This is a genomic window from Rummeliibacillus sp. GQ308 (assembly GCF_059759115.1).
This window is the reverse complement of sequence record NZ_JCAXDQ010000001.1, coordinates 1,567,495-1,579,860: the sequence shown is the minus strand read 5'-3', so window position 1 is coordinate 1,579,860 and position 12,366 is coordinate 1,567,495. Positions and strand designations below refer to the sequence as shown.

Genomic DNA, 12,366 nt, shown 5'->3' with positions numbered 1-12,366 from the left:
ATTTTAATTTCCAATTTTATAATCTCAAAAAAAGAATAAAACCTTTGTAAATAAAGAGATTAAACTAATAAATGATATTAGAATAATGGAATAATTTTATTTTTTATTTAAAAAAGGAATTTATTACAAAATGTGAATTTTAAAGTAATATATTTTATACTATATTAATTTGATTGAATTAGAAGATTAAAGTGCTTTTTAGAATTTTGTTGCAAAAAATAGAAAATCCATGGAAATTAGAAGCTTATATTTGTGTGTATTATCGAAAGGCGTCTAAAATTAGCAAATGATAAGATTTGTATAAAATTATATTAAAATTATTTTTAAAAATATTTTCCTGGGTGACATGAAATTTTAGAAATAGATTATTTTGTTGAGTTTTTAATTTTTAAGTGCAAAAAAATTAAAGCCCTCCTTAAACATTCGCAATGCTAAAGAGGGCAGGATGATATAGGATTATTTATCGTTCTGAATTAGCTTTTAATACAGCTTGTAAAAAATCAATGCCTAATTCTGAAAGGTCACAGCCAGAGGCATTTGGATGGCCACCGCCTTGATAAGCTTTGGCGATGTTTGAAAGATTGACTTTATTGCCGATTGAACGTAAAGATACCCGATTTTTAACAAGACTGATGATAAAAACAGCATCAATTTCTTCGCAATATTTTTCTGCCAAAAAGTTTCCTAATTCACTATAATAGGAATCCGTTTCCACAACCCCAATATTTAGTGTTCCTTCATGGCCTTTCAAATTATACTCTTTTACGATCACCATTTGTTTTGACTTTTTCTTCAAAACTTTTTGAAGCTCTTCCTTAGAAAATTCTAAATAAGCTGAGTCCTCAGGTGTAAACAATTCGCCGTGTATAATATAATCTAAACGGGCTTTAATAAATTCATGTCTCCGCCTTGCGTAAAAAATTGTATTTAAGTCTGCTGCTTCTTGTATTGATAAAATATGCCAGTCCCATGTATCATATAAACGGATTTTTTCAACTAATTGAACTAACCGGTTATAGTATGTTTCTTTTTCTTTAACGGTATATTCGTTAGTACTAATTGAGCTTTCAAGAGATTCATCTTCTTCCATTTGAAGGAGAGGAGATACTTCATAATCAGCTTGGTGCAAGGCCTTGAAAATGAGAGTAGTAGCAGACATTTTTACATCATTTAATGTAGGAATTACCGAAGCCCATTCATAATCATTTAAAGCAATCGCTGATTGGTGATGATCAATTAACACAATATACCGTCCATCTGGATGTTTGTTTATTTGATCAATCATTTGCGCAGTTTCATCATTTACGCTGAGGTCTGTAATAATCAGTAATTCCTGATCATTCAGTTCATTTAATTTAACTTGTACAGTTTCATCAACTTTTCGGGTTTCTACATAATAAGGGGTATGTGGGATTCCATAGGCACGGAGGACAATGGATGGACCTACTCCATCTAAATCTGTATGAGTGATAAGATGAATATGTTCATAATTATGCAGCTTTTTAGGCAATTTTTTAAAATTCAATACTTTCCACGCCTTTCTTTCAAAACATAGCTCTCATTATAGCATTATTTGAAGCAGAAAAAAAAGTCGGTCATTCTCTAAAAGAATGACCGACCGTCTTTTACTTGAAAGCAGAAATTTCGGTGATTGTTTTTCCGTTTGCTACCTCTTTTATAAGACCAATATTAGGAGCATAGTAAGAATAATTCTTTCCTTTTCCGTTTTTCACCATCACGACGTGTTTGAAGCTGCCGTCTTTCGTTTTAACTGTTTGGTTGGTACCAAGAACTTTCATTACTTGGCCATCGGAACCTTGCCATGTTTGTTGTTTTTTTATAGGGTATTTAATAGCCAATGTTGCAATACCATCTTCTTTATAGCCTGTAAATAGCCCTTTTGTTGTTTCATATTCCATTATGCCATAGTTGTCCGGTTCAGCTTTATGTAGCCAAAAGTTTGTAACTGTACGATTGTCGGCATACACTTTTTGGAATGTTGATTTATGTGTTTCTTTGAATTCCGATCCTTTATTAAAAGGTGTTCTATATTCATATGTCTTGTTAATATTTCTTGCATAGTGCGTGTTTTTATGGGGAGCTAATGAATGGAGATCACTTGTTTTAACATAGCCTTTACCAAAATAAAGAGAAACCTTTGTCCATCCATTTTTGGTTCCTTTTAATACCGCAATACCTTGCCCTTTTTTTAATTTCTGAATGACAGAGCTTTTGGCTGAAGGCTTTTCGTAGATCTTTGTATTTGTTGTTGCTATTTTAAACGATTTGAGAGAAGCGGTTGTATATGAATCCTTAGTTGTTTTAGAGACAGCAGATGCATTGGATTGTGCTGGCTGCGCTGCAATAGAATATGTCCCAAATGTAAATGTAGAGAATAGAGCCATCGATAATAGTATTTTTCTTTTCATGTTCATTCCTCCTCAATCATCTATATGTATTTATTCCACAAATCATGTCGTAAGATTTAGGTTAATACTTTTCTATAACCTATTGAGAAGTTTCTAAACGTAAAATTAAAGGATTTATCGGATTAAGAGAGAATAAATAGGGGAAGTCTTATAAAATGCTTACTATGTAACTAAAATAAAAAAGGCCTACATTAAAGTAGAACCTTTCCTTGTGTTTATTCGTTTATATAGGGGTATTTCCAGTTGGATTTAATAAATTCATCTCGACCCGATTCTGCGCGATCTTGTTGATAATGATCTGGATTCTTTTTATAAAAATCTTGATGGTAATCTTCAGCAGGATAGAATGTCTCAGCTGCCCTTATTTCAGTAACAATCGGTTTTTGGAAGCGGCCGCTGTTTGCTAAATCCATTTTTGATTTTTCGGCTGATTGTTTATGTTCTGGCTTATGATAAAAGATTGCTGTACGGTAACTGCTTCCGCGATCTTGAAATTGGCCTCCATCGTCAGTGGGATCAATCTGTTGCCAATAAATTTCAAGTAATTTTTCATACGGGAAGATGCTTTCGTCAAATACAATTTGCACAACTTCTAGATGACCAGAAGTGCCTTTTTTTACGTCCTCGTATGTTGGATTTTCTAAATGGCCGCCCATATAGCCTGAAACAACACTTTCTATGCCATCCCATTCAACAAAAGGTTTTACCATACACCAGAAACAGCCCCCAGCAAAAGTTGCAGTGGAAAGTTTTGTAGTTGTCATAATTGTGGCCCCCTATAATTGATAGTATTCATACTTGATTGTTTTCTATCTTTAGTATGTAGTTAATATAATAACTTTTTCAAAAGTAAGTAGCAATGGAAGGAGAAGCATTATGAAAGAAACAAGACATAAGCACATACGCAAGAAACGGAAATTAAGAAAAGGTAGAGTCTTTTTCTTACTTATCGTTGTAGTACTCATAGCAATAGGAGCATTTGCGTTTACTCAATATAAAGCAGGATTGAATCTAGCGAAAACATCAGGGGATATACAGAAAATCGCTAAATTTAACGGAGATCCACAGACTAAAAAAAATGTAGAAAATATATTATTGCTTGGCGTCGACTCAAGAGGCGAGGCTAACTCAAGAACCGATTCAATGATATTGGTTTCAGTGAATAAAGATACAAACAAAATTAAAATGGTCTCATTTATGCGTGATATTTATGCAAACATCCCAGGATATCAATCGTACAAGTTAAATACAGCATACTATCTAGGAAAAGTAGATTTATTAAAAAAGACGATTCAAAATATGTTCGACGTAGAGATTAACCATTATGCATTAATTGACTTTAAGAGTTTTGAAAAGTTAGTGGATATCGTCGCTCCGAATGGTGTAAACGTATATGTTGATCATGATATGTCTGAAAACATTGGTGTTTCATTAAAGAAAGGTGAACAAACGCTAAATGGTAAGGAATTACTAGGGTTTTCTCGTTTCCGTCATGATAATAAAGGTGATTTCGGTCGTGTTGATCGCCAGCAAAAAGCATTAGAAGCACTAAAAAAAGAAGCTATGTCACCAAGAAACTTTAAAAATTACCCAAAATTACTAGGCGCTATTCAAGGATATGTGCAGTCAGATTTAACAGATCAGCAAGAACTTGCATTAATGCTTTCTATCATAAAAGGAGGCAATCCAGATATTACGCGATTAACTATTCCAGTACAGCATAGTTATGAGTATGGTTATTATCCTCAAGCAGGCTCAGTCCTCAATATTAATATTGAGCAAAACCAGCAAGCCTTAGATAAATTTCTTGATTCTTAGTAATTAGAAAGGGTTATAATGGTTGTAGACATTGTAAGCTCGCAAAGAGGGGGATCTTGATTGCAGACAGAGAAAAAATCATTTTTTACCACTCGCTTCATCCAATTTATGGGTGGTAAAAATTTGTTATTTGGTTTGATTACTTTATTATTAGCAGGTTGTATTATTTGGATTTATGATAGAATATCCTTCATCTTTTATCCGATCGTTGTTTTTCTAAGAACAGTCGTCCTGCCGGTTATATTAGCGGTGATTGCTTACTATTTATTGAGGCCGATTCTTAAAATTCTCGTAAAGTGGAAGGTTCCAAAAGTGGGCGGTATCTTCTTGATTTATATTGTAGGAATTGGATTAATCTCTCTCTTTGTAACACTCATCTTTCCATTTTTAAAAGAACAATTTATGAATTTGATTCAAGAATTCCCGAGCTACTTTATGCAGGTAGTACATTCTGTACAACACCTTTTGGAAGACTCAAGATTAAGTGAAACACTTGCAAAATATAATTTTGATTTAAATTCTGTGTTGAATAATATCTCGAATCAGCTCAATGAAATGGTAAAAGATGCGAGTAGCGAGATTGGGACAGGTCTAGCTAGCGGAGTCACCGGATTTATATCAACCTTAACAGGAATTATCTTGGCAATTGTTACTGTTCCATTTATTTTGTTCTATCTTTTAAAGGATGGCGAAAATTTACCGAATTATCTTTTGAAGCTTTTGCCTCCACGCATGAGAAAAGATACTGCTCATGTTTTGCATGAAGCTGACCATCAAATTAGTAGCTATATACAAGGACAAATCCTAGTGGCCATTTGCATCGGTATAATGGTGACTATTGGATTTCTAATCATTGGCTTACCGTATGCAGTTATATTAGGGGTATTAGCGATGATGACAAGCGTAGTGCCATATTTAGGTCCTGTTATTGCCATTACGCCTGCAGCAATCATTGCAGTCGTCAATGCTCCTATCATGTTACTGAAGTTGGCTGTTGTATGGACGATTGTCCAATTAGTGGAAGGGAAATTTATTTCACCGCAAATAATGGGGAAATCCCTACATGTGCATCCAATAACAATTATCTTTGTATTACTGACATCTGGATCGCTATTTGGCGTTCCAGGAGTGGTTTTGGGAATCCCTGGGTATGCAGTCCTCAAGGTACTCGTATCGCATCTATTCTATCTATTCAAAAGACGTTACAATAAATATAACGATCAGCCTTCACTAAATTATGAACTGGATGATTGGGCAAAACATAGAGAAGATGAGAAATGAAGTAAAAAATAAAAATATCCTGCTGATGAAAACGTATCATCTGCAGGATGTTTTTTTATGCGTGCACTTTATTGAGTGTTGCAAGCCGTCCAATTGCATCTTGAAGCAATGATTCATCTTGCACAAGTGCAATTCGAACATAATTCTTACCAGCTTCTCCAAAGACAGAGCCAGGTACTAGAACAACCCCAGTTTGCTCTATCGTATCAAATACAAAGTCAATATCATTTAGCTCTTGATTAGGATATTTAGCCCAAATAAACATCCCACCATTTGAAGGCGTAACATTCCATCCAAGCCCTTCTAGTCCTTCAACTAGGATTTGATGACGTTTTTTAAAGATACGGCGTAATCTTTCAGTAATCTCTTCAGCATGATCTAATGCTACACATGCTGCATCTTGTATTGGTTGGAAGGTGCCAAAATCGAGATTTGACTTTAACTCATGGAAAATAGAGATAATCTCAGCATTCCCTACGATATATGCAATTCGCGCACCTGCAAGGCTAAAGCTTTTGGATAGCGAGTTAATTTCAATACCTACTTCTTTTGCACCCTGCGTAGCCAAAAAGCTTATCGGACGATCTCCCTCAAAGTAAAACTCAGAGTAAGCAGCATCATGAATAACTATAATATTATACTTTTTGGCAAATTCAACCACTTCCAAGAAAAATTCTTTCGAAGGATTTGCTGGGACAGGATTACCTGGCAAGTTTAAAATAAGCAATTTGGCCTTAGATGCGATTTCCTCTGGTACTGCAGAGAAATCCGGCAGGAACTGATTTTCTTCTAAAAGAGGCATATAATAGGGGATTGCTCCAGCCAAATGTATTCCTGCATCATATGCTACATATGCAGGGTTTGTTGTGAGTACATAATCTCCTGGGTTGCAAAATGCTATCGGTAGATGGATTAAGCCTTCTTGCGATCCCATTGTTTGAAGAATCTCCGTTTGAGGATTCAATTCCACATTTGATCTGCGTTTATAATAATCAGCAACAGATTGTGTAAACTTCGCTGTGCCGCTTAAAGTATAGCCATACGAATCAGATTTAGCTGCTTGTTTTGATAGCTCTTGGCGAATTCTTTCGTCAGGTGGCAGGTCTGGACTGCCGATGCTTAAATCGATTAAAGACGTTCCCATCGCTGCCTTTTTATTTGCGGCAGCTTTTAAATCTCCGAATATGGCTCTTTTAAACATAGCCATTTTTGATGAACGTTCGATTTTCATTGAATTCACTCCTAATCTTATTAACACTCTATGAGCTTACTATATTTACACTCATAAAGAGTATAGAACGAAGCTAAACTAGAGAGAAAAAATAGAACTCTCATTAGTTAAACTCCGTTTAATTTTTATATAATTTTATCACGATAAGCTGCTATAATACAGATGAAATTAGTATGATACAGATGAATGAAGTTTTATTATTTTTAGTAAATTTAATTTATTCGAAAAGTTTTAACAAATAACGAGATATATTTGCATAATTTTTGATATACTAATGGGGAAGTTAGTCTATGTGTCTAAATAACTATCATTTAGTTTTGTTAGTGAAGTTAAGGGTGTTTTTGATAGTGCAGCTTTTGTTTATTCGGCCCTATAAAAACTATATACTCTTAACGCATAGAGGTTAATTTCAAGCTTTATAAAAAGAAGCCTTTGCTCTAATTAATAAGTATGAAAGGAGTTAGTGTGATGGGAAAGACGATAAAGTGGAAAATTATTAGTGCAGTTATGGTATTGGTACTAATTAGTCTAGTGGTTTTAAATCTATTTAGTACATATATTGTTAATGAGAAAACTAACAACAATCTTATTTCACAAAGCAAAGCAATAGTAACAGAGATGTCGGCATCTATTGATTACTTTTTACAAGGATATGAAAAAGGTGTTGTTCAATTTTCAGCAAATCAAGAGCTTGAGGGAACTGCGAAACAAATCAACCTAAAACTTTCAGAATTTTTAGATAATTATGACGGAGCTACCTCTGTTTATTTCGCAAAACCTGATAAGCAACTTGAAATCCAGCCTTCTGTAGAATTAGGAGATGATTTTGATCCTACAACTAGAGAATGGTATACAAATGCTGTGAATGACCCCAAAAATGTTTTTTGGACAAAGCCTTATTTAGATGAAGCCACCAAAACATATACCATTACTGCAGCTAAAGCAATAGAGAAGAACGGTAAGTTAATTGGTGTTGTAGGTGCAGATATCCTACTCTCAGATTTATCGAAAGAATTGTCAAAAAGAAAACTTGGTTTTGACGGTTATCCAGTATTAATTGCAGAGGATGGGACAGCTATTGTTCACCCTTCAAAAGAAGGAAAAAGCTTAAGCCGATACAGCTATGTGAAAAAAATGATGGTAAACAAAGAAAAGGTTGGTGTGGTGGAAGCATCAAATCAAGGCAAAAAAATGATTACGGTGTATAACACATTACCTAACTTGAATTGGAAGGTCGCTGCTGTTTATGAAAAGGAAAAAGTAGAACAGGCAGCACACGATATAAGAAACTTCTTTCTTATTTTTTCTATTATATTATTAGCCCTTTTATTTATTGTCTTAATTCTTATTATTTCTTCAATTACTAGACCTATTGCTGTTTTAAGAAAGTTAATGGACAAGGCATCTGGCGGAGATTTAAATGTTGCTGCAACCTATAATGGTTCTAATGAAGTAGGACAGCTATCGAATGATTTTAACTCCATGATAAACAGCATGAAATCCATTGTTCAAGTGGTAAATGGAACATCGCAAGAAGTAGGCCACCACTCTCAGCAACTTAACAAGCTTGTCGAAGAAACAACAGCTTCGAGCGAAGAAGTGACGGCTGCAATCGGAGAGATTGCTAAAGGAGTGAGTAACTCAGCTGAAAAGTCAGATCTTGCATTTGAACATGCTAATGCTTTAAGTAATCAAATTAACCAAATAAAGAATAAGACAATATCAATGCAAGACATTGCTGAACAAGCACAAGGAGTTAACAAAGAAGGTCAATCTCAAATGGAACAATTTCAGGCTGCCTTTTCTAGTTGGGAAAGTAATCTAATTAGTATGGCGGAAAAAATTGCATCTTTGGAAAAACAAATACTCTCTATTGATACAGTAATGGAAACCATACGAAATATTTCAAATCAAACGAATTTGTTGGCTTTAAATGCAAGCATCGAAGCGGCTCGAGCTGGTGATCAAGGGAAAGGGTTTGCAGTTGTAGCAGAAGAAGTAAGAAAATTAGCTGAGCAAACAGCTAAAGCCACAGAAGAAGTAAGAGAAACAGTACAGGCTCTGCAAAGAGAATCCAAAATAGTCACTGAACAAATGCATTCTACGAAAGACAAATTTCAAGATCAGTTGGTTGTGGTAGATTCTACTAGTGAATTGTTTAACAATATCTCTTCTTTAGTTTTACAGTTAGAAGAGGCTATTGATAATATTTCAAATGACACATTTAAGATCACAAGCTATAAAGATGAAGTAATAGACATGATTCAAGAGATGACAGCCACTTCTGAAGAATCAGCTGCAGCTTGTGAGGAAGTAAGTGCCTCTTCTTCCGAACAATTGGCAGCAATTGAAGCAGTTTTAAATTCGGCAGAGAAGCTTTCACACTTGAATAACAAACTTTCTGAATCAATCCAAAAGTTTAATTTATAGTTTTTAATTATTTGAATTTTTATAATAATCATGTTACGATCAATATAATTTTATATTTCTTATCAAGAGAAGCTGAGGGGAAGGCCCTATGACGCTTCAGCAACCTCTGTGTATGCAGAAAGGTGCTACATCCTGCAAGATTAAATCTTGGAAGATAAGAGTGCACGCATATCAATGCCCCTTTTCTTCTTGTAAGGAAAAGGGGTTTTTGTTTTATAAAGAAAAGGGGGTTATTTGATGCCAATTAATATTCCGAAAGATTTGCCGGCAACGGAATTATTAAAAAAAGAAAAGATTTTTGTCATGGATGAAAGTAGATCAAATCAACAGGATATCCGACCACTTAACATTGCTATTTTAAACCTAATGCCCGAGAAAGAAAAAACCGAACTGCAGCTTCTTCGACTTTTAGGCAATACACCATTACAGGTTACTGTTACATTTTTACATACCGCTACGCATATCTCTAAAAATGTTAGCAAATCTCATTTAGATACATTCTATAAAACATTTAATGAAGTAAAAGAGTTTCGTTTTGACGGATTAATTATTACAGGTGCTCCAGTTGAGACGTTGGCCTTTGAAGAGGTGGATTACTGGGAAGAGATGAAAGAAATTCTTGAGTGGTCCAAAACTAATGTCACGACAACACTTCATATATGCTGGGGAGCGCAAGCAGCGCTTTATTATCATTATGGAATTGATAAATACTCATTAGATCAAAAATGTTTTGGTGTTTTTCAGCATACTGTTCAGGAGTCAACAGCAAAACTAATACGAGGGTTTAATGATGTGTTTGTAGCACCACATTCACGCCATACTTCTGTTTCGGTACACGCAGTGGAGGAACATCCTAATTTATCTGTACTCTCTAAATCAGAAAAAGCAGGTTTGTTTATTGCTATATCAAACGACGAAAAAATGATTATGGTAACAGGTCATTTAGAATATGATGCTGAAACTTTAAGTGAAGAATTCAAACGCGATTTGGCTAGGGGTAATGACATAGCTATACCGAGTAATTACTATCCAGACGATAACCCTAATAATCAGCCGTTAAATACCTGGCGTTCGCATACACATCTTTTGTTCTCAAACTGGCTTAACTACTATGTTTATCAAGAAACACCTTATGAATGGGCATAGGTTAACTCTCATTCTCTATTGCTTATCTTTCTATTTGTTATAATAGACGAAAGAAGATACAAGAAAAGAGGATTATATGTGTTTGTGACTATTGGTATTTTAGCGCATGTGGATGCTGGAAAAACCACCTTATCCGAAAATTTATTATATCAATTTAATAGCATAAAAGAACGAGGTCGGGTGGACCACCAAAATGCTTTTCTAGATCATCATGCCATTGAAAGAGAACGGGGCATTACGATTTTTGCAGAACAAGGAAGGCTTGAAATGGGAGACGATACATATACCATTATCGATACGCCAGGGCACGTCGATTTTTCTCCAGAAATGGAGAGAGCAATCGCTGTAATGGATTATGCCATACTTGTTGTTAGCGCTTTAGATGGTGTACAGGGACATACAGAAACAGTTTGGTCTTTACTTAGAAAACATGAAGTCCCCACCTTTATTTTTATTAATAAAATGGATGCAGATACAGCAAATGGTGAGGCAGTTTTACATGAGTTGCGGCAAAACTTGTCAAAGAACTTTGTTCCAATAACAAACGAATTTACAAATGGTAGAGTATCAGATCAACTGATTGAATGGGTAGCAGAGAGAGATGAAGAAATACTTGAAAAATATTTCAACCAATCTCTGCTTGAAGGGGATGTAAAGAAAGCTTTTCAAAAGATGATGATAGAAGGAAAGGCTTTTCCCTGTGCTTTTGGCTCTGCCTTAAAAGATGAAGGAATTACCGAATTCTTTGAGCAAATTATGCTTTTAGCGAGAACCAGCTATGATGAGGCACTGCCATTTTCAGCGAATGTGTTTAAAATCCGCCATGATGATAAAAAGCAAAGAATTACATTTATGAAAACACAAGCAGGAAAGTTATCGGTTCGAGATGTACTTGAACTAGGTGGAACCCCTGAAAAAGTAACCGAAATTAGGCTTTACAATGGGAATGATTATAAGGTAGTTAAAGAAGTGCAAGCAGGAGAAATATTTGCAGTGACTGGCATTTCAAATGCAAATATTGGAGATGTCGTTGGAACAAAGAGCATTGCGCAAATGCCTTTTGAACTCATACCAACATTGCAATCTACTGTTGTGAATGATGGGACTGATCATATTAAGGACGTATTAGCATGCTTTAGATTATTAGAAGCAGAAGATCCTTCTTTAGAAGTCAGATGGATAGAGAGATTTCAAGAAATCCGTGTTCATGTCATGGGAGCTATTCAACTTGAAGTACTGAAAGAAGTAGCAAAACAGCGTTTTTCTCTCGATATCCATTTTGAAAGCCCCCAAGTTTTATACATGGAAACCATCAGTAATACTGTAACTGGGTACGGTCATTTTGAGCCGTTAAAACATTATGCAGAAGTACATCTTCTGATGGAGGCAGCCGAGAGAGGTGCAGGCATATTATTTGAAAATAGATGCCATGATGATGATTTATCTACCGGGCATCAGCGTTTAATCGAACACCATATTTTTGAGAGGCCGCATAATGGACTTTTAACAGGCTTCCCTCTAACAGATGTCAAATTTACATTACTGACGGGGCGTGCACATGAAAAACATACAGAGGGTGGGGATTTTCGTGAGGCCACTTTTCGTGCAATACGGCAAGGACTCGAAAAAGCGAGTATTCAATTATTAGAACCATACTATTTCTTTAAAATGAAGACAGACCAAGTTCATATCGGACGAATGATGACAGATGTTCAGCAGGCAAGCGGTACTTTTGAAGCGCCGATTATGAATGGTAATCAAGCTATTTTGGAAGGAAGGGTACCTGTCTCTACGTTTATGGATTATAGTACTGTATTTGCTGCATATACAAATGGCAAAGGTGCAATAACATTGAATTTTTACGGGTTTGATCAATGTCATAATCCTGAAGACACCATTGAAAGAATTAATTATCGAAAAGACGCTGATCCGGAATATTCATCATCCAGCATATTTTGCGCGAGAGGCAAGGGGTATGCTGTTCCTTGGGAAGAAGCAGAGCAAAACATGCATTGCTTGAAAAAATGATCG

9 protein-coding genes and 1 riboswitch are annotated in these 12,366 nt (G+C 35.3%); of the genes, 5 read left to right on the top strand and 4 right to left on the bottom strand.

Translation table 11 applies throughout. The features are described from left to right. Positions 1-460: 460 nt before the first annotated feature. The 3 genes from AC6CHJ_RS07800 to msrA all read right to left on the bottom strand — a co-directional run bounded on the left by AC6CHJ_RS07800 (position 461) and on the right by msrA (position 3,193). Positions 461-1,525: a DHH family phosphoesterase gene (locus tag AC6CHJ_RS07800; protein ID WP_147193387.1), complete on the bottom strand. Its 1,065-nt coding sequence runs from the start codon at positions 1,523-1,525 to the stop codon at positions 461-463. Positions 1,526-1,625: 100 nt separating this feature from the next. Then, positions 1,626-2,429: an SH3 domain-containing protein gene (locus tag AC6CHJ_RS07795; protein ID WP_498287949.1), complete on the bottom strand. Its 804-nt coding sequence runs from the start codon at positions 2,427-2,429 to the stop codon at positions 1,626-1,628. Positions 2,430-2,644: 215 nt separating this feature from the next. Continuing rightward, entirely contained in the window at positions 2,645-3,193 is a 549-nt protein-coding gene (msrA, locus tag AC6CHJ_RS07790; RefSeq protein ID WP_392993811.1) for a peptide-methionine (S)-S-oxide reductase MsrA, read from the bottom strand. A gap of 112 nt (positions 3,194-3,305) precedes the next feature. Between msrA and AC6CHJ_RS07785 the strand changes: the two genes are divergently transcribed. Both AC6CHJ_RS07785 and AC6CHJ_RS07780 read left to right on the top strand, forming a co-directional pair. Beyond that, positions 3,306-4,247 carry an LCP family protein gene (locus tag AC6CHJ_RS07785; protein WP_147193390.1) on the top strand — a complete coding sequence of 314 codons (942 nt, stop codon included), beginning with the start codon at positions 3,306-3,308 and terminating at the stop codon, positions 4,245-4,247. Positions 4,248-4,307: 60 nt separating this feature from the next. Further along, a complete protein-coding gene (locus tag AC6CHJ_RS07780) occupies positions 4,308-5,528 on the top strand; it encodes an AI-2E family transporter (protein ID WP_392993815.1) in 1,221 nt (406 codons plus the stop codon). A 55-nt stretch (positions 5,529-5,583) separates the two neighbouring features. Here AC6CHJ_RS07780 and AC6CHJ_RS07775 read toward each other — a convergent pair whose 3' ends face one another. Next, complete coding sequence (locus AC6CHJ_RS07775) at positions 5,584-6,759, bottom strand: aminotransferase class I/II-fold pyridoxal phosphate-dependent enzyme (RefSeq protein WP_147193391.1); 1,176 nt, start codon at positions 6,757-6,759, stop codon at positions 5,584-5,586. 468 nt (positions 6,760-7,227) lie between these two features. On the opposite strand from AC6CHJ_RS07775, the gene AC6CHJ_RS07770 reads away from it, so the two are divergent. From AC6CHJ_RS07770 to AC6CHJ_RS07760, 3 genes are all read left to right on the top strand, one after another. Beyond that, positions 7,228-9,189, top strand: coding sequence for a methyl-accepting chemotaxis protein (locus AC6CHJ_RS07770; protein WP_392993818.1), 1,962 nt, complete (start codon positions 7,228-7,230; stop codon positions 9,187-9,189). A gap of 56 nt (positions 9,190-9,245) precedes the next feature. Then, positions 9,246-9,350: riboswitch (SAM riboswitch) on the top strand. Between the two features lie 76 nt (positions 9,351-9,426). Continuing rightward, on the top strand, positions 9,427-10,335 hold the full coding sequence (metA, locus tag AC6CHJ_RS07765) for a homoserine O-acetyltransferase MetA (protein WP_147193393.1): 909 nt from the start codon (positions 9,427-9,429) through the stop codon (positions 10,333-10,335). A gap of 78 nt (positions 10,336-10,413) precedes the next feature. Continuing rightward, the gene (locus tag AC6CHJ_RS07760) at positions 10,414-12,363 is read left to right on the top strand and encodes a GTP-binding protein (protein ID WP_498287946.1); all 1,950 of its coding nucleotides are present in this window, start codon (positions 10,414-10,416) and stop codon (positions 12,361-12,363) included. Positions 12,364-12,366 lie beyond the last annotated feature (3 nt).